At 41.7% G+C, this 18,796-nt stretch carries 18 protein-coding genes and 2 pseudogenes; 12 read left to right on the top strand and 8 right to left on the bottom strand.

The features are described from left to right. The first annotated feature begins 322 nt into the window (after nt 1-322). The 4 genes from GNF10_RS17690 (at nt 323) to GNF10_RS17675 (ending at nt 4,165) form a co-directional block, all read left to right on the top strand. Nucleotides 323-493, top strand: coding sequence for a hypothetical protein (locus GNF10_RS17690; RefSeq protein ID WP_185607190.1), 171 nt, complete (start codon nt 323-325; stop codon nt 491-493). 476 nt (nt 494-969) lie between these two features. Then, nucleotides 970-2,007 carry an NADP(H)-dependent aldo-keto reductase gene (locus GNF10_RS17685; protein WP_185580754.1) on the top strand — a complete coding sequence of 346 codons (1,038 nt, stop codon included), beginning with the start codon at nt 970-972 and terminating at the stop codon, nt 2,005-2,007. 136 nt (nt 2,008-2,143) lie between these two features. Beyond that, the gene (locus tag GNF10_RS17680; RefSeq protein ID WP_185580753.1) at nt 2,144-3,271 is read left to right on the top strand and encodes an aryl-sulfate sulfotransferase; all 1,128 of its coding nucleotides are present in this window, start codon (nt 2,144-2,146) and stop codon (nt 3,269-3,271) included. 222 nt (nt 3,272-3,493) lie between these two features. After that, nucleotides 3,494-4,165, top strand: a complete 672-nt coding sequence (locus GNF10_RS17675; RefSeq protein WP_185580752.1) for a glutathione S-transferase family protein — start codon at nt 3,494-3,496, stop codon at nt 4,163-4,165. Nucleotides 4,166-4,389: 224 nt separating this feature from the next. Here the strand turns inward: GNF10_RS17675 and GNF10_RS17670 are convergent, their stop codons facing one another. From GNF10_RS17670 to nrdJ (GNF10_RS17660), 3 genes and pseudogenes are all read right to left on the bottom strand, one after another. Further along, on the bottom strand, nt 4,390-5,403 hold the full coding sequence (locus tag GNF10_RS17670; protein ID WP_185580751.1) for an NAD(P)-dependent alcohol dehydrogenase: 1,014 nt from the start codon (nt 5,401-5,403) through the stop codon (nt 4,390-4,392). A gap of 392 nt (nt 5,404-5,795) precedes the next feature. Beyond that, nucleotides 5,796-6,866 (bottom strand): annotated as a pseudogene (nrdJ, locus tag GNF10_RS17665) (ribonucleoside-triphosphate reductase, adenosylcobalamin-dependent); the annotation flags it as partial. Between the two features lie 334 nt (nt 6,867-7,200). Then, a pseudogene (gene nrdJ / locus GNF10_RS17660) lies at nt 7,201-8,430 on the bottom strand (ribonucleoside-triphosphate reductase, adenosylcobalamin-dependent); the annotation flags it as partial. A gap of 257 nt (nt 8,431-8,687) precedes the next feature. On the opposite strand from nrdJ (GNF10_RS17660), the gene GNF10_RS17655 reads away from it, so the two are divergent. From GNF10_RS17655 to GNF10_RS17640, 4 genes are all read left to right on the top strand, one after another. Continuing rightward, nucleotides 8,688-9,197: a GNAT family N-acetyltransferase gene (locus tag GNF10_RS17655; RefSeq protein ID WP_185580079.1), complete on the top strand. Its 510-nt coding sequence runs from the start codon at nt 8,688-8,690 to the stop codon at nt 9,195-9,197. After that, on the top strand, nt 9,194-9,703 hold the full coding sequence (locus GNF10_RS17650; protein WP_185580082.1) for a GNAT family N-acetyltransferase: 510 nt from the start codon (nt 9,194-9,196) through the stop codon (nt 9,701-9,703). Before GNF10_RS17655 ends, GNF10_RS17650 begins: the two co-directional genes overlap by 4 nt. Before the next feature lie 156 nt (nt 9,704-9,859). Then, a complete protein-coding gene (locus GNF10_RS17645) occupies nt 9,860-10,276 on the top strand; it encodes a XisH family protein (protein ID WP_185580084.1) in 417 nt (138 codons plus the stop codon). After that, nucleotides 10,264-10,599, top strand: a complete 336-nt coding sequence (locus GNF10_RS17640) for a XisI protein (protein WP_185580087.1) — start codon at nt 10,264-10,266, stop codon at nt 10,597-10,599. Before GNF10_RS17645 ends, GNF10_RS17640 begins: the two co-directional genes overlap by 13 nt. A gap of 76 nt (nt 10,600-10,675) precedes the next feature. Here the strand turns inward: GNF10_RS17640 and GNF10_RS17635 are convergent, their stop codons facing one another. From GNF10_RS17635 to GNF10_RS17625, 3 genes are all read right to left on the bottom strand, one after another. Continuing rightward, a complete protein-coding gene (locus tag GNF10_RS17635) occupies nt 10,676-12,058 on the bottom strand; it encodes an AtzE family amidohydrolase (protein WP_185580090.1) in 1,383 nt (460 codons plus the stop codon). Nucleotides 12,059-12,067: 9 nt separating this feature from the next. Beyond that, entirely contained in the window at nt 12,068-12,694 is a 627-nt protein-coding gene (locus tag GNF10_RS17630) for a DUF4328 domain-containing protein (protein WP_185580093.1), read from the bottom strand. A gap of 89 nt (nt 12,695-12,783) precedes the next feature. Then, nucleotides 12,784-12,972 carry a DUF4089 domain-containing protein gene (locus tag GNF10_RS17625; RefSeq protein ID WP_185580096.1) on the bottom strand — a complete coding sequence of 63 codons (189 nt, stop codon included), beginning with the start codon at nt 12,970-12,972 and terminating at the stop codon, nt 12,784-12,786. A 73-nt stretch (nt 12,973-13,045) separates the two neighbouring features. On the opposite strand from GNF10_RS17625, the gene GNF10_RS17620 reads away from it, so the two are divergent. The 3 genes from GNF10_RS17620 to GNF10_RS17610 all read left to right on the top strand — a co-directional run bounded on the left by GNF10_RS17620 (nt 13,046) and on the right by GNF10_RS17610 (nt 16,659). Continuing rightward, nucleotides 13,046-13,324 carry a glutaredoxin family protein gene (locus GNF10_RS17620; RefSeq protein WP_185580099.1) on the top strand — a complete coding sequence of 93 codons (279 nt, stop codon included), beginning with the start codon at nt 13,046-13,048 and terminating at the stop codon, nt 13,322-13,324. Between the two features lie 53 nt (nt 13,325-13,377). Then, complete coding sequence (locus GNF10_RS17615) at nt 13,378-14,880, top strand: UDP-N-acetylmuramoyl-L-alanyl-D-glutamate--2,6-diaminopimelate ligase (protein WP_185580102.1); 1,503 nt, start codon at nt 13,378-13,380, stop codon at nt 14,878-14,880. A 243-nt stretch (nt 14,881-15,123) separates the two neighbouring features. Beyond that, nucleotides 15,124-16,659: a DICT sensory domain-containing protein gene (locus GNF10_RS17610; RefSeq protein WP_185580105.1), complete on the top strand. Its 1,536-nt coding sequence runs from the start codon at nt 15,124-15,126 to the stop codon at nt 16,657-16,659. Nucleotides 16,660-16,983: 324 nt separating this feature from the next. Here GNF10_RS17610 and GNF10_RS17605 read toward each other — a convergent pair whose 3' ends face one another. After that, nucleotides 16,984-17,142, bottom strand: a complete 159-nt coding sequence (locus GNF10_RS17605; protein ID WP_185580108.1) for a hypothetical protein — start codon at nt 17,140-17,142, stop codon at nt 16,984-16,986. 16 nt (nt 17,143-17,158) lie between these two features. On the opposite strand from GNF10_RS17605, the gene GNF10_RS17600 reads away from it, so the two are divergent. Next, a complete protein-coding gene (locus GNF10_RS17600; protein WP_185592242.1) occupies nt 17,159-17,401 on the top strand; it encodes a hypothetical protein in 243 nt (80 codons plus the stop codon). Between the two features lie 17 nt (nt 17,402-17,418). Here the strand turns inward: GNF10_RS17600 and GNF10_RS17595 are convergent, their stop codons facing one another. Next, nucleotides 17,419-18,603, bottom strand: coding sequence for a transposase (locus GNF10_RS17595; RefSeq protein WP_185580114.1), 1,185 nt, complete (start codon nt 18,601-18,603; stop codon nt 17,419-17,421). Nucleotides 18,604-18,796 lie beyond the last annotated feature (193 nt).

The following is an 18,796-nucleotide window of genomic DNA, read 5'->3' as shown; positions in this document are numbered from 1 at the left end:
TGTCAAAAGATGTATTTCCTAAAAAAGTTATAATAGAAAATTGAGATTTTTATATCCATATATAATATAACATAGTTAACATAATTAAATTAGTTATTCATAGTGACAAAAAATCCAGATTATAGACCAAAAAACTTGGTATAGGTGTCTGAGGCATCTATCTAAAGACTGAAAAACATAATACAAATTAATAGCAAAGTATTAAGTAAGCATATACTACAGTAAAAAACTATATTTCTGTTGTTAAATACTGGCTTTAGCAAAGTTAATAGAAAGTATAAAAAAATCAGTAGGTCGGTTTAAAGGTAAAAATCCCAAAAAGTTGGAATTGCTAGATTTCACAGGAATTGCACTTGCGATCGCAGAATTAAACCAAATTATGTTCACTAATCATATAGACATGAGCATCTTTGTCAGCGATCGCAGCAAAAAATTCTTGGTTACACAAGTCCTTACAACCCTAAGCCTTTGTCCTTGCGATCGGATATTGTGACCTTTTCCGATCAACTTGGTATATTTTGATTGTTCACGAAAATATATACTTTTTCAGAAATATATTAATATGAACATTTATTAAGGCTTAATTACAGAATAATCTTAAGATTTCTGGTATACTACGGTAAATTAACTGATTTATCGTAGTATGTGCTAAGGCTAAAACAATCTATTCCACAAAAACCCAATAAAAGCAAGTACTTTGCACTACAATTTTATATTTTTATGACTCCACAAACTAGCTTACTTATCGGGTTGCTTTATGTAATAATAAGCAACTGTATCCATTAACTACGATTTATCTATCAATTTTTAGTAGCATCAGCAAAATAATATTTTGCTGAAAAATTTATATAGGTTTAGTGCCAAACTAAGTGTAGTTTGAAGCTAACTTAATTAAAAATAATAATCTACTTGACAAGATATAAAGTCTCCAATAAAAATATCACTGTTAAATTCAAAAAAAGCGAAAACATGAAGTATAACCAGCTTGGCAAGAGTGGCTTAAAAGTTTCTGAAATTTGTTTGGGCACTATGACTTATGGACAGCAAAATACTATTGAAGAAGCCCATGCCCAGTTAGATTATTCTATTGCCCAAGGAGTCAACTTTATTGATGCGGCGGAAATGTACCCAGTTCCAACAAGTGCCGAAACTTATGGATTAACCGAAACTTACATTGGGGAATGGTTAAAGCGTCAACAAAGAGAACAACTTATTATAGCTACTAAAATAGCTGGCCCTGGACGTGGCTTTAAATGGTTACGTGATGGAGCCAAAGCAATTGACCGTGATAATATCAAACAAGCTGTCGATGATAGTTTGAAAAGATTACAGACGGACTATATTGATCTCTACCAAATCCACTGGCCCGATCGCTACGTACCAAGGTTTGGCCAAACTGTATTCGATCCAACTCAAGTGGGAGAAACAGTTCCCATCGCGGAACAACTAGCAGTTTTTGCCGATGTAATTAAGGCGGGGAAAATTCGCTATATCGGTTTGAGTAATGAAACCCCTTGGGGAGTGGCACAATTTAGTAACGCTGCTAAACAATTAGGATTACCCAAAGTTGTTTCAATTCAAAATGCCTATAACTTGCTGAATCGAGTATTTGATGGAGCCTTAGCAGAAGCAGTTTATCACGAAGAAATTGGGTTATTGGCTTATAGTCCTTTAGCATTTGGCTTCTTGACCGGCAAATACCTAAATGGCAAACCAGAGAAAGCAAGAGTTAGTTTGTTTGAAAATTTTGGTCAGCGCTACTTAAAACCAAAAGTCACCGAAGCAGTAGCAGCTTATGTGGAAATTGCCAAGCGCTATCAACTAAGTCCAGCGCATTTGGCTTTGGCATTCGTGCGGAGTCGTTGGTTTGTCCCTAGCACAATTATTGGTGCTACGACACTAGAACAACTCAAAGAGAATTTGGAAAGTGTGGATGTGGTTCTCAGCAAAGACATTTTGGAAGAGTTGGATATAGTTCATGCTCAGTCTCCAAACCCAGCACCATAAATAATTCAAAATTCAAAATTAAAGACAGTTCGCCTCGTTACTAGGCTCCAGCCTAGTAACGCCTTCCTACAGCCTCTGGCTCTCTAGAATCTGTCTTAGTTTTTAGATTCAAAATTGAATATTTATTAGGAAAAATATGACTTTTACAGCAACATTGGTTGACCAGAATACTATTCGTCGTCGGGGTACTGGTTTAAGGGCTTACAATCCCGAAAAAGCATTTAAAGGATACACACTTTTCACGCCTCTGACAGGTGAAGGTGAAGTCTACCTTCTAAATTTAGAAGGAGAAGTTGTACACCAGTGGAATTTGCCTTATGCACCAGGGTTATATGGTTATCTATTACCCAATGGCAACCTTTTTTATAACGGTAAAACTCCACCAGAAGAACCACTACGTTTTGCTTTGTGGGCTGCGTTTAAAAGTGGTGTTGTTTTAGAGGCAGATCCCAAAGGAAATATTATTTGGGAATATAAGCATCCAGATCATCATCACGATGGACGCAGATTAGCTAATGGCAACACAATTTTACTAGCCATTGAAAAGATACCCCAGTCGTTAGTTCCTCGCATTAAAGGCGGCGTAGCAGGTACAGAACCAGATGGAAATATCTATGCTGATGTACTTTATGAAGTGACTCCAGCAGGGGAAATTGTTTGGACTTGGCACGCTCACGAACACCTCGATCCAGATAAATTTACCATTACACCCCAGGATCATCGGCATGAATGGACTCATGGGAATACTGTGGATGAACTTGCTGATGGCAACATTATAGTCAGCTTTCGTAATATATCTACAGTTGTCATTATCGATCGCAAAACTGGAGAAATTATTTGGACGTTGGGCGATGACGTGCTAGCACAGCAGCACTTCCCGAACGAGCTAGCTAACGGTAATATCCTGATTTTCGACAATGGCGCACATCGCCGTAACATTTCTCTCAATTTCTCCCGTGTAATTGAGGTAAACCGCCAAACGAAAGAGATAGTTTGGGAATACGCTGACAACCCACCCCAAAATTTCTTTAGTGCATACATATCAGGAGCGCAACGTTTAGCGAATGGCAATACCTTGATTACAGAAGGTGCTTACGGCCGGATATTCGAGGTGACAGTTGCAGGAGAAATTGTTTGGGAATACATCAACCCCTACTTTGCAACTCGGAATATTCCAGGTGAGAAATCGCCGGTAACTCGTGGGGAGCAAAATACAGTTTTCCGCGCCTTCCGTTATGCACCTGAAGAGATACCTTGGCTTTAGAAGTCTGTCAAGGTAATAAAAGCTTGGTTCGTAGTAAGCACTTCAGTGCTTAGAAAATTAAGGACTAAAGTCCTTACTACGAACTTCTCATATTAAAAGTTTGGTTAGTGTCGATAATTTTTCACGCTACATTTGGCACTAACAATTTAAGATTTGGGATTTTGGATGAAAATTCAATTCCCAATGCCGATTAACAAGTCCTATTTACCAAGGTACTTAAACATGGCTGAAATTAAAGTATACAGTGCAGTTGTTTGTCCTTATGCTCACCGTACTCGATTGGTACTCCAAGAGAAGGGCATTGACTTCGATTTGATTGAAATTGATTTGCAGAATAAGCCTGAAGGTTTTACCAAAGTTTCACCTTATGGTAAAGTACCTGCGATCGCTCATGGCGATAACCGAGTTTGGGAATCAGCAGTCATTAACGAGTATCTCGATGAGGTATTTCCCAATCCACCACTGTTACCCAGCAATCCTGCTGCTAGAGCGCAGGCTCGCATTTGGATCGATTTTGCTAACACCAGAATCGTCCCGGCTTTTTCTACCCTACTGCGGAGTTCAGATCCCCAAAAACAAGAAGAAGCTAAACAGGAACTATCCAAACACCTGGAATTCATTGAAAACGAAGGTTTGGCAAAGCTTTCTGGGGAAGGCCCTTACTGGTTTGGCGAATCTATTAGTTTGGTGGATTTCACCTATTTCCCTTGGTTTGAGCGCTGGGCTGCATTGAAGCAATATCGTGGTTTTGGGATACCAGAAGAGTTTACCCGTGTACGTCAGTGGAAACATGCTTTGAAAGAGCGTGAATCTGTGAAAGCGATCGCTCATTCTAAGGAATTCTACATAGAGCGATATGCTAAATTTGCTGCGCCTACTCTCGCTGCTGTTTAAACCTAATTAACAATTATGTTTCAAGTGGGGTTTAAATTCCCACTTGAAACATAGAATTAAACTCTCAATACGGTTCGGTTAATGTTTTTTGATTGGTAAAGACGCGATAAATTATCACAAAGACGCGATAAATCGCCGTTTCTACAATAATGAATTCTTTGTAGAGACGGCGATTTATCGCGTCTCTTGCCTTAACCGAATAGTATTAATTAAACTCTTTAAAATTATGAATTACCAATTACGACTTTACCAAAGTGAGCCGCACTTTTGAGATAATGATAAGCTTCTCGTGCCTCAGCAAAACCAAAAACTCGATCGATAATTGGTTTGATTTGATGCTGTTGCATCGCCTGATTCATCGCCTCAAACATTTCCCGACTGCCGACATAAATGCCTTGAACTGTTAAACTTTTAAAAAGTATTGGCATGGGGTCAATTTCACTTCCTCTACCAGACAATACGCCAATCAAACTAATCCGTCCCCCAATGCGGACTGCTTGTAATGATTTTGGCAGAGTACCTGCACCACCTACTTCAACTACATGATCTACACCAGTGCGATTCGTTAATTGGTAAACTTGCTTTTCCCAATCTGGTGTTGTTTTGTAATTGATTGTCTCGTCAGCACCAGGCTGTTTTGCTCGTGCTAATTTTTCATCACTGCTAGAAGTAATAATCACTCTAGCACCATGTATTTTGGCAAAATGGAGAGCAAAAATTGAAACTCCTCCAGTACCGAGTAATAAAACACTATCACCTGCACCAATATTGCCTTTAGTCACCAGTCCATGCCAAGCTGTGACTGCTGCACAGGGTAAAGTTGCCCCTTCAATATAGGATAGATAGTCTGGTAATATCACCAACCCATCTTGGTGTAATACAACATATTCCGCCAGCATTCCATCAATACCGCCTCCGAGATCGGATTTCATTTTCTCTTTGGTTAAAGAGGCATAAATCCAATCTTGAAAGAAAATACCAGCAACGCGATCGCCTATTTTCACCCGTGTCACGCCTTCTCCCACCGCTACAACTTCCCCTGCACCATCAGATAGGGGAATTAATGGATACTTCTGTCCAGCGCCGTAAGCACCCTCAGCGACGAGCAAATCGCGGTAATTTAGGGATGTTGCTTTGACTTGAATCAGAACTTGTCCCGCAGTTGGTTTTGGTTCAGGGCGATCGACTAATGCGATCGCATCAATCCCGGCGTTGCTTTGAATTTCGTAAGCTTTCATTGACGAACTCCTTTTGTCAAAATTTTGTGTTGCTTTTCTATAGCAAAATAATTACTGTTACTAATTCTGTATGAAGATGCGCTAAACCTAAGTGTAAGAAGGAAGGAAAACGAACCGCAAAGGACGCAAAGGACACGAAGAAAGAAAGAAAGAAAGAAAGAAAGAAGTTAAAAGGTAATACAGTTCAGATAAGACCAAAACACTTGTAGAGACGGCAATTTATCGCGTCTCAAAACCCACGATTTTGTACAAGTAACGCTTTGAAGCGTATTGAGTTAGAAGAGATAATTTAAGTTCATATAAAAAGCAGTGGTTTAATTTCATATTAAACCACTGCTTTTTATTGTAATAGATAAATATTTCCTACCCTAAGTTGATCTTATTTCACCTTATTAGCTTGGTTGCTGATCGGGAAACATACACTTATCAGAGTCACAACCGCTAGGTCCAGCCTCTGACATTTCACCTAAATCGTAGCGGCTTAAAACTGCACAGAAATCATCTGTTTTTCGTCGTAATTTCACCTCTTGATTCAAGCGCTCGTAGGTTGGTTTATCTATTGGTTCAAATGGTAAACGTGGGAATGATTGCAGGTCATCAAAACGAGCTAAAAGGGCTGCCGAAATATACCCGCGATCGCTCTGAATAGTTTCATAGATTTTCTGCCCTAAAGGTTCGATTTCATCAGAACGCAGTTCCAAAGTAGCTGATGTGTTGTGAGTCACATACCAGCGTTGAACCTGGAGGACAAAATCAAATTGGGCTAAGACTGAAAACTTAGAAACATCAATTTCATCAGCACCTGGTAAATCTGCCCAAGATACAGAAACCGGAATTTCTACTAACCATTCACTCACCCGTGAATCAAAAGGATCGTTGAGCAAATTACCCTGTTCATCTTTATCTGATTGCGAGGGAATGACATTGTAACCGTAGTCAATACAAGCTAAGGCTACTGGATCATTTTTGCCGAAGGTGATGCGGCGAATAAATCTTTGGGCTTTGGGGGGATGCCAGCCTGAGCTAGCATTAGTTAACAAAGCCTTAGTACCACTGGGTTGGACGGTGGTACAGCGATTTGGACGTTTGAGATTGTGGCGATCGCAATAATCCCAAACTACCCGATGTACAATATCTTTCCATGAACTTAGATATTTTTCTTCCTCACGCTTGAAAGCTAATCCTTGTGGAGTTGCAGGTCTTCCGGCTTCCCACCAGCGCAGCCAATCAACACCAAAAGCATGGACAAAGAAATCAAATAAACCTGTAAAAGAAACTCCCACAATCGGGTCTAATTCACGGCTGTATTGATAACGTGGTTCTAAGAATCTGTGATTTAAAAGTGCTGCTACAGATAATGCTCCAGCAGTGAAAGCCTCTTCTTGTTCTTTGTAGTTACGTGGGTCGATTTGATTCAGGTGAACCTCAGACAAATTGCAGTGAAAATTACTGCCGATGATTTCCTTTCTTTGTTACCCTAGAGGCTTTTTATCCCCTAGTTCTACTGCTTGATTATTTGCAGTAGCTCCGCGTACCTTTTGTAGATGTGACTTCAGATAATAAAAGTGTTTCGGCTCCCTTCGGCTACGCTCAGGGCAAGCCGCTCAACACAAGTGTTTTTCACATCCACCCCCGCACTCTTGGAGAGATTATATTCTAGACACCAATTTTTAGGGAAATCTAGTTTCACTCTCTACGCTGTACGGTGTCAAAGGCTTTTTAATTCCTTTGATTACCACGGGATTAGCATCTCAGCTTTCCCCGTTTTTGCGAGGTTTTTAACGTGAGGCAAAATCACTTACCACACGGATTTAGCCCATAGCGAGCTAAACGATGTTCTAACTCATTAGCATCAATATTTGAATAACGTTCTTCTAACCACTGTTTTGCTGTTCCTTGTTCGTAAGCTTGTAAAAATTCAACTTTTAGAGCTTGTGTTGGCAGCAAATCAATGTTCGATCGCGCTACGGCTTCACCAGCCCATTGAATCGCTCCCTCGCCGCTATAATACTGTTTGCGGACAGCATCAAGACATTCTTCTAAGGTTGGTTTGCGGTGAAAAACTCTGGTATGATTTGCCATCCTGAGTGCATCACGCTCTGGATCAATTCGCCAGTTGCCATTTTCATCTTGCTGCCATAAGTTATCTTTGGCGGTGGCTGCTAGACCATCGCCAGAATCAAACTGACGCATCCCCGCACTTCTTCGGATATTGCCTGCAACAATCGTTACGGCAGCTTGATCGATTAACAGACAGCATTCAACTGAATTTAATTGCCGTCCTACAGCTTTACTCAGGATAGAAGCACAACGCTGATAGAGTCCGGGCAATTTCACAGCATTAGCAACTCCTCCAAAGCCGTTGAGAGTTTCTCCAGCTTTTCGGACATCGCTGATATCAACTAATACTTCAACTGCTGCTGAAAACTGTTTATTAGTGGAGAGTTCTAATAGGGCTTGATATGATTCAACCCAACCTTCACGGCTATCTCCTACGTGAATAATGACGTTATTGCCTTCTATATGAGTTTCAGTATATTCACGTCGCTGTTGCACAGGAGTGCTGCCAATTTCACCTTGGACAGTGACATTCAGTTGATTACGGATAGGAGGTAACTGGTTAATAAATTGTGGTTCTAGGACGGCTCCAGTCCCACAGCCCATCATTGCCAGATCCATCATTAATCCGAAGGCACTCCAATCTTCGAGATTGGTAGAGGTGCAATTATAAGCCCCGGAAAAGTTCTTTGGTTTGGTTATCCAGTCTGTGCCACCAACCCATAGCCAGCGTCCACTGGGCATAGCTTTCAAGTTGCGTTGCATCTTATCGAGTGTGGCAGCTTCTTCTTGAGTGAGCTTTCCTAACTCGACTAAGCCGAGGAGAGTGCGATCGCATACCTCATCCCATGTTTCCCTTAATCCCGCCTTTGTGCGGCGGCTATAGGTTCTAAAAAATACGGGATTTGCAGCCGGTGCTGTTTCGGGAAACTTTGCACTCTGGCGTTTTCTTTCTAGCTCTCGAACCATATATTAAGTGTCTTGCGTTCTTGTTGCGTGCGGACAGATTATGACTATACGCCAAGTAGTTTGAGTATTAAAGATTGTCAAATTGTCCACTTTACGCTAGCTCTACTCGGCACTAATTACAACAGAAATTTATGATGTATAATGTCCTTCACCCTTGGGTAGGATGTTGATATTGAGTTTTAATTGGCACAGATTAACTTATAAGTAAATTCTCTTTATACCGATTTTTGTGCAATTACTTAGCGGAGGTATAAACTTTGCTTAAAATTATACAAGTAGAGGCTGACGAACATAAATCTCAGACACAGAAACTGTTTTGGGAATATTTTAATGAGACTAAGTTAATATTCAGCCATCAGTTCGGCATCAATTTAGATGCTAATACATTCTTTGAGCAATATATGACTCAACTTCATGAATTTATACCCCCTTCAGGACGCTTATTTTTGGCACAATACGAAACACAAATAGTCGGCTGCGCTTGCTTGCGAAAGATTGGTGAAAATATTGGTGAAATTAAAAGAATGTATGTTCGACCAGAATTTCGCAGAAAAGGAATAGGTAGAACATTATTAGAAACTATCATCAATGAAGCTTCTAATATTGGTTACTCAAAGATTCGTTTAGACAGCGCCCCCTTTGCAAAGCAAGCCCAAGCACTTTATCGTGTATTTGGCTTTCGGGATATCGAGCCGTATTTAGAAAAAACAGAGATTCCTTTAGAATATCGAGCAAACTGGGTTTTTATGGAATTGGTTTTAAAATGATCAATATTCGTTGTGAAACTCTGGCAGATTATACAGTAATAGCTGAAGTGAATACATTAGCTTTTGGGCAGAAAAATGAGGCTAAACTTGTAGAGAAAATTCGCCGTTCCGACCGCTACATTCCAGAACTTTCTCTGGTTGCAGAGGTTGAAAATGTTGTAGTCGGTCATATTTTATTCAGCTACATTAACCTAATGAGTGAGGAAACACTACAGGTAATCGGTCTAGCACCTTTAGCGGTTCATCCACAGTTTCAACAACAAGGTATTGGTAGCGCACTGGTACAAGCAGGATTAGAAAAAGCAGATGCACAGAAAGAAGCCGTAGTTATTGTACTTGGTCATCCTCATTTCTATAATCGTTTTGGCTTTCAGCCTTCTGTTATTTATGAAATCGAGTCTCCTTTTCTAGTACCAGAGGATGTTTTCATGGTTAAAACACTGCAAAGCTATAAAAAAAAGTATAAAGGTAAGGTTGTTTATCCGGCTGCTTTTGAGGAAATATAGTATTATTTACGCAAATATTTACAATCAATAACTGAGTTTTGATTTTGGTAAACAGATACTCGTGCGATCGCACAATAGGTTTGTGCTGTCAAACCAAAGTCATGGTAGAGATAATATTGCTATAATGATCGATAAAAAAGACTAAATTTTAAGTTGATGTCGGCTAAAGATATTTTTCATGATGCGGTTAGAAATGGCTTAGAAAAAGAGGGTTGGGTAATTACAGATGACCCATTAAGAATTCGAGCAGGTAGGGTTGATATGCAAATCGACTTAGGAGCTAAAAAAATCATAGCTGCTGAGAAAGGAGAAGAAAAGATCGCGGTTGAGATTAGGAGCTTTATTAGTCCGTCGAATATTTCTGAATTTCATACGGCATTGGGTCAATTTCTTAACTATCGTATAGCTTTGGAAGAACAGCAGCCTGAACGTGTTTTATATTTAGCAGTTCCACAAGGTGCTTATAAAACATTTTTTAACCTGCCATTTGTGGAAACTGTTATTAAGCGTTTTCAACTCAGCTTGCTAGTTTATGACTCTACAAATGAGGTGATTTTAGAATGGAAAAGATAGAACAATATCGCACATATATCCAAGAATTATTAACTGAATACGCCAAAGGAAGTCCATCGGATGATGAAGTGGAAACAGAACTAATCTTTGACACGGAACGAGATCATTATCAGGTTGTTTATACAGGTTGGAAAAATCGCACGCCGATGTATGGGTGCGTGTTGCATCTCGACATTAAGGACAACAAAATTTGGATACAGCATGATGGTACTGAGATTGGCATTGCTAATGAGTTAGTTAATTTGGGAGTTCCCAAAGAAGATATTGTTTTGGCATTTCATGAACCTTTGGTGAGGCAATATACAGGATTTGCAGTTGGTTAAGTACATCTTTATCTCCTGACTTTGTGAGCGATCGCTTGATTATATCTATTAACAAATATTGCAAATTCTGCTATAACTATACTATTGCTGAAACTACGCTCTTTAGCTCTAACGCAGCCGCAATCCGTAAAATTAAAGCTTCATTATATGGTGCTGCTATCAATTGCACGCCTAAAGGTAAGGCATTTGGGCGCTGAATTGGTACTGATAAAACTGGTAAACCAATAAAAGATAATGGCTGAGTAAATAGTCCTAAATGAGGACGGACAAGAATTCCCTCCCCATCCAAAATCATGCTTTCTTGACCGATTAGCGGTGCAGAAATTGGTGTAGTTGGGGCAATAATTATATCCACATTTTGAAATACTTCTCGAACGCGATCGCGATACCAGCTTCTAAAGCGTTGTGCTTGCAGATACCAGCTACTAGGAATTAACGCCCCAGCCAAAAAGCGATCGCGTGTCGCTGGATCAAAATCTTGAGGACGTAATCGCAATTTATCCAAATGCAGATTTGCACCCTCGCTAGCTGTAATCACAAAAGCTGCTGCACGGGCGCGTTCTGCTTCTGGTATTGTTACGTATTCTGTGACATTTAAAGCATCAGCTACCTTTTGCACTGCTGCTAAAGCTTCCGGTTCTGCACCTTTGGTAAAATAATCAGCAGCGATCGCAATTCTGATATCAGAAATATCTTGTTTAAGTTGTGGTAAAACCAATTCAGGCGGACGCTTTGTGCAAATTGGATCGCGATCGTCTTCTCCCTGAAGCACATCAAACACCGTAGCGATATCTTGCACCGAACGCGCAAAAGGGCCAATATGGTCAAAACTGCTAGAAAATAAAGCTACCCCAGCACGAGATAACCTTCCATAAGTCGGCTTCAAACCAAAAACGCCACACAACGCCGCCGGAACCCGAATTGAACCATTAGTATCAGAACCCAGCGTCAAAGGTACTAACCCAGCAGCAACAGCCGCCGCCGAACCACCCGACGAACCACCAGCAACTCGCTGTAAATCATGGGGGTTGTGAGTAGCACCATAATGAGAGTTCTCCGTAACAAACCCGTAGGCGTACTCATCCATATTCAAAGCGCCAACCAGCACAGCACCCGCTTGTTTCAGCTTCGCTACTGCGGTTGCATCAAGGCTTGCTGCTGGGTTTTCTGCATTGATTTTAGACCCCGCCAGAGTTGTAAAACCAGCAATATCAAAGAGATTTTTCACCGCAAAAGGCACACCAGCAAGCAAACCAGGATTATTACCTTGGGCAATTTCTTCGTCAATGCGAACTGCCTCTATTAAAGCTGTTTCAGCAGTCACAGCCGTAAAACAGTTGAGTTGATGATCTCGCGCAGCGATTCGTGCTAACGCCGCCTGAGTAACTTCTACTGCGCTGACTTTGGCTGCACGCACCGCATCTGATATTGTTATGGCATCGGCAGAAACAAAATTCATGCTGGAATATTAGGAGATAGCACTTTTAGCTTTTTGAGTAATAGCAGTCCGCATAGTTTTTGCTAGTTGTAGCAAAATAGCCGTAAGACCTAAATCTAAAATACAAGAGAATAAAAACCAAAAGGGCAGAAATTTATCTTCGGGATTTTTAACAGCTTCTGTAAAAGCGAGCCGATTCAAAAGATTTGACCCAATCATACAACCATATAGCGGCCCGATTAACGATCGCACTTGTTCACTTAAACGTGTTAAATCCTCCCCTTCACCTTTAAATCGATCAGCAAAAGTAGATAACGTGTTTGCTATTCCCCAAAGGCTATATATAGGAATTAGAAATCGCGCGATCGCACCTCCTGGCGTAATCGGATATTCCTTGAAAATATCCCTTAAATCGGCATGGAGACGATATAGCCAAATCATAAAAACAATGATTGAAATTAAACTGAAAAGTAATGTAACTATTGATATCAGTGCATCTAGAGAAGCAAGTAGCTGATAAAGTGGCTTTGCTATTAATTGCAACAAAGATAATAGCGTAGAAGCAACACCAAATCCTAGCAGCACCCAAAGTAACCGCACCAACAATCTACCGATACCCGCAGACTTCAATGAAATAACAGCATTGAAATTATTCATCTGATTTTTCCAAGGTATAGTCGGCTATATCTTAGTATTGTTGGTTATATTGCAAACTCAGCAAAATTGCTTAAACATTAAAATAGCTCTTATGGTTCAAAAACTGGTGCAACTTCAATATCCTCCGCCAAAGGGAAAGAATTTACAATATTTGCGATCGCACTAATTCTCTCAAAATTTGCCACTACCCCATCCCGATACTCATCTCTTAGCTGCAAATCCAACAACAACGACATTTGCTCAACATACTCGCCAAAATCAAACCCTTTTCTTCTCATCTCTCTTCCTTTGCGCCCTTTGCGTCCTTTGCGGTTCGTTATCTTAAACTTATAACTTCTTATCACAACTCAAATGCAATTAATTTTATACAGTAAACCTGGCTGTCATTTATGTGAAGGCTTGCAAGAAAAGCTAGAACAAATCCAAAATCTCAGTTTCGATTTGGAAGTTAGGGATATTACGACTCGTGAAGATTGGTTCAGTGCGTATGAGTATGAAGTGCCGGTACTTTATTTATCGAACCACAGAGGCGCGGAGGAAGAAGAGAGTGAGAAGCCATTGCCGCGTCCTTCTCCTCGTGCTAGTGTGCAACAGTTGGAGCAAATGTTGCGTAAGTATTTAGCCAATTAGAAAAAAATAATGCAGAATAAGCGCAAGATTAAGAATGTGACGAGGTTCACAACATGAAATTGCGGGAATTACTAACGGCGGTAGACAGTGTTGAACAATTGGCTAGCCATCCTACTTTGGAGGATGTGGAAGTTAGGGGTTTGAAGACCAATTCCCATGCTTGTGGTGTAGGAGATTTGTTTATTGGGATGCCAGGAACGCGGGTTGATGGTGGGGAATTTTGGCAAAGTGCGATCGCATCGGGGGCTGTGGCTGCGATCGTTTCTCCCGAAGCTGCACAAAAAAATCCTCCCACAAATGAGGCTGTGGTTATCAGTGCAAGTAACATAACTCAAGCTTGTGCCCAGATAGCTAGTGCTTTTTATGGTTATCCAGGGCAAAAACTTAAGCTGGTAGGCGTGACTGGTACCAATGGCAAAACTACAACTACCCATATTATTGAATTTCTCCTGCTCAAAGCTAATCTCGCCACAGCTTTGATGGGAACTCTCTACACTCGTTGGGCAGGTTTTGAGCAAACTGCTGCCCACACTACGCCCTTTGCAGTGGAACTGCAACAGCAGCTAGCTGAGGCTGTAAATGCTGGTAGTGAGTTCGGGGTAATGGAAGTAAGTTCTCACGCTTTGGCTCAAGGTAGAGTGCTGGGTTGTCAATTTGAGGTGGCGGTGTTCAGTAATCTTACTCAAGACCATCTCGACTATCACCGCGACATGGAAGATTACTTTGCCGCTAAAGCGTTGTTATTTAGCCCTGATTATCTCAAGGGGCGGGCAATAATTAATGCTGATGATTCCTACGGAAAGCGGTTAATTGCCTCGTTAGATTCCGAACGGGTTTGGAGTTATAGCGTCAACGACAACAGCGCTGATTTATGGATGAGTGATTTAAGTTATGAGCCGAATGGTGTCAGTGGGACATTACATACACCAAAAGGTGACGTAGCTTTTCGATCGCCACTAGTCGGACAATATAATTTAGAAAATCTTCTCGCAGCCGTAGGAGCAGTTTTACACTTAGGGCTAGATTTACAGTTAGTAGCATCTGTGATACCTGAGTTTCCCGGAGTTCCTGGACGGATGGAACGGGTACAGATTAATTCTGACCAGGATATTAGCGTGATTGTGGATTATGCCCACACACCCGATAGCTTGGAAAACTTGTTGAAAGCTGCACGTCCATTTATACCTGGCAAGGTAATTTGTGTATTTGGTTGTGGCGGCGATCGCGATCGCACCAAGCGCCCAATTATGGGTAGAATTGCTGCTGAATTAGCTGATGTGGCAGTGGTGACATCAGATAATCCCCGCACAGAAAACCCAGAACGGATTTTAGAAGACGTTTTAGCGGGAATTGCCCAAACAGTAAAACCAATGGTAATTTGCGATCGGGCTACTGCAATTCGTACTGCTATTTTACAAGCACAACCAGGTGATGGAGTGCTGCTTGCTGGTAAAGGTCACGAAGACTACCAAATTCTCGGCACTGAAAAAATCCATTTTGACGACCGAGAACACGCACGCGACGCTTTACAGCAAAGACTTAATAGCCAACCTTAATTTATTTGGGAATTGGGCATGGGGAATGGGGAATGGGCTAATAATCAATAGTTTTTCTTCCCTTGCTCCCCCTGCTCCCGTTCGACTTCGCTCACGGCAAGCCTGCCCCCCTGCCTCTTCCCTTATGGGTGTAGTTTTTGATATTTAATGTTTCTTTCCGTGGGGATTTTGTAAAAAATGGACATATAAAGGTGAAAATCGAGACAGAATTATTTCTTGCTTCATCCTTATTGTGCTTGACTCATGAATGTTTCTCTGACTAAGGATCTGTCTGTTTATCAACTGGTTATGGGAGTGCAAGTGCCTCCAAAACCATTGTCTCTCAGTCCTGCGACTCTGCTATCACTGGTGAGAGCGCAAATTGACTTACTAATTGAGCAGCAAATTGCAGCCACTTTATGGGTGAAGCTACCACCAGAAAAAATTTGGCAATCAGAATTAGCGCGTTACCAATTCTCAGTGGGTGCGTCTAGTATCATCTATACTTGCCAGCTTGACGAGAATGAAAAACAGGGAGATGAGGAAGCAGGGGGCAGGGAGCAGGGAGCAGGGAGCAGGGAGCAGGGGGAAAATTCCTCTCCTCTGCACCCTTCCCCCTGCCCCTCTGCCTCATCTCCCTCATCTACTCATCATGTCACCGTCCACCTGACACCAGATAGCCAACTGCGACGGGAAAACTTTTTGCTGGTGTTATCGCCCCAGTTTTGTAGTTTAATTTTGGCTCATCGACCACTTAAAAAACGCAAGAGTCAGACATCGGGAAAGGTAAATACTAATAAAAATCAGCCATTGCTGATTATCACCACTGTTGAGGGGAGAGTAATTCAGCAAGTATTACATGGTATCCGAAAAGCGATATCTAACGACCATCTGCCAGGCAGTTACGCGCCAGAATCATCGCCAATTATACCTGCTGATTTTATTTGTCCAACGATGCCGGAAGCGGCAACGATGAGTCAACTGTTTGCAAAACAACTCCTGCGACAGGATGAAGTTAATCGTCAAATCATCACAGCCCGCACTACCAAATTGCAGCAGATAAATCAAGAACTGCACAACAAAGAACAATTTCAAGATGAATATCTAAAAAATCTCTGTCAGGAATTGCGTATACCCCTGACGCATATCAAAACAGCACTTTCGTTATTGAATTCTCCTAATCTCAAACCTACGCAGCGACAACGTTATTTACAGATGTTAAATACCCAGTGCGATCAACAAAATTCTCTAATTACAGGTTTGTTGGAACTGGTGCAACTAGAACGTAATTTGGAGGGAATGGTTTTGGAGTCGGTGCGGCTTTCAGATATTGTACCTGGGGTAGTGAGTACGTACCAACCTTTAGCCCAAGAAAAAGGGATTATGCTAGCCTACACCGTACCCACTGAAATCCCATCTATTTGGTGTGTGAGTGGTGGGCTGAGGCAGATTGTAATTAATCTGCTGCACAACAGCATTAAGTTTACTCCTAATGGGGGTGAAGTATGGGTGCGTGCCCGTCTTCAAGGCGATTATGTCCAATTAGAATTCCGCGATACAGGTATTGGTATTGCCGAAAGCGAGATTTCCAAAATCTTTGAGCGATTTTATCGTGTGCGTACAGGATCTACAGAAGATTATGCTGGTGCTGGCTTGGGGTTAACAATAGTACAGCAATTGCTGCTGCGCTGTGGGGGATCTATTTCTGTAAAAAGTAAATTATATGAAGGTTCCACATTTACAGTGCAACTGGCAATTGTCGGCGATACCCCAAGAGCGATCGCAATAGAACATGAGTGATCGGTTATGATTATCCCCTAAGTTAACTTTGTGGTGCTATGCAACTTTGCTGAAGAGGTTGTTTAAAAGTATTTGGCTGTGATTTTAGACACTTATTAATCCCCCCTAACCCCCTTAAAAAGCTACGGTGTACACACAAGCCTTTAAGAGTTGCCCCATAAGCTTTAGATCCCCCCAACCCCCCTTAAAAAAGGAGGGAAAAAAGCACTCAAAGTCCCCCCTTTTAAGGGGGATTTAGGGGGATCTAAAAGGATTTGATACATCACTAAGAACTTTTCAAACATCCTCTAAAACACAAAGAAAATAACCATGCCCAATGCCCACTTATCTAGTCCGTAACAACTGCACAAAGGTATTACTCACCGTATTGTCTTTAGTATCCGCCGCGTATTGAATAAAATCTTCTCGTAGTTCTTTGGCTGCATCTAAAGGAAGTAAGGTTGCTAGCAAGAAATAAACGCCACGAAAACGCGGATCGCCCATTCACTCTAGTAAAACTGTGCAGTACGAAAATTCCCCGATGCTAGATCAGGGAATTTCCCGCACCCTAAGAATGACCTACAAAATCACTCTCATGGATGCTTCAACCTTAACCTTGATTTTTCAAGTTTTTTTGCCAGTAATAGTAATTGCTGGTGTTGGTCTGGCTGTTTACTTTTTGATGAGAATTTTGCCAGAAGATATCAAAGATGCTCTCAATCTGGACTTAACTAATCCATCTAAAAACAAACGCAAGAAGTAGGCGTAATCTCCATTTTGTCACTTCAAGCCTTTAACTAATTCCCGAAACAGTAACCTTGCTCCTTTGGCTGCAATCCGATTCCTGACAAGCTTCACAGGACGGCCCGCAGCTTTTTCAGTATCTAATTGCTCACCTAAACTTCTGCAAATATCATTCTTGAGGCGCGACTTTTTCGGCTCAATGCGAGTAAATACCCATTGCCATAAGGATTTACGACATAAATCTGAACCGCCCACTACTTTAGATTTACGGCTATCTCCTGATGCTTCCATTGAGGGAGCAGCGCCCAAAGCTTTCTGAAATCTTCTCAATGAAAGGTGGCGTTTAGTTGGCTTTTTGGAGTTTCGCCCCTGGCGTATCCTCACCTCTGGCTTACCATCTACTAAGAATCCCTCAATGGGGTAAATCTGGGAAATAATCACCGATGAGAGGCGATCGCCAAATCCAAAGTTTTTAAAAACTGTACGGTAATGCTCAAAGCGAGAATCAGCAAGCAGTTCTCGTAACTCTCCCTCGATGACGTGTTCCTCACGCTGGAGGTCACAGATCCTTTTTGCGTGTTCTCGAACAGTGTCAGTGATTCCCAAACCAACACTTTGGGAGTAAAGGCGGTCATAGCGTGTGCTTTTGCGAATTCCAGCAAGCCAGCCCCACAGTAAAGGCGCTTCACCTAATTCTCCCCGGCGGGACTTTACTAGTGCAACTTCTGGAAACTGCCACGCTAAATCCTGCCGCGCTCGATTCATGATCGGGGACTGAACGCGGTTTAAGTGAGCAAGTCTTAATACCAGTTCCCTAATTCTGACAATAGTGCGATCGCGAATTTGGACAAATCGCCGTTGGTCTTGGCAATAGTCAAAGTAATAACAAGCAAGTGCTAGAGCATCGGCATCATCATCTTTATCAGGCAATGCCAGGTGATTGGCTCGATAATTTCTTAATTCTTTGTGACCAACCAACCTAACTTCTACCCCACTTCGGGCCAAGTGAGTGCCCCAAAGTTTGCTGTAATTGTTGCCAGTCGGTTCGAGTAGTGCAATGTCCCCATTGAGCGCGAGTAAATCTTGAATTCCCTTTGCATCAGCGCTCAATTTAAAAAATGGACATTCATAATAAAATTGACGTGGATCTTCGGGCTTCTCCGTAAGCAGACAAGCCGAAACTGAGGACTTGCTAACGTCAAGTCCCAAAATTCTAATCATTCAGTTCTCCTCTGGGTGGTTTCGTCTTGTCCCTGATGCCATGCCTGCGAATCACCCGAAGGCCACAACAGCCTAGTTCACTCTCAAGGCAAAACCAGAAGCGGTAACTTCTGGTGACATAGGGAGGGAACAGCGCACTCACAGCAGCCGAGCTTACGAATGGGCGAAAGCCGTAAAAGCTTGTTTCTATCAA

Source organism: Nostoc sp. UCD121 (genome assembly GCF_014222285.1).
In the GTDB taxonomy this organism is placed as follows: Bacteria; Cyanobacteriota; Cyanobacteriia; order Cyanobacteriales; family Nostocaceae; genus Nostoc.
Note: the sequence above shows the minus strand (reverse complement) of the source record. Positions and strands in the feature narration are given on the sequence as shown.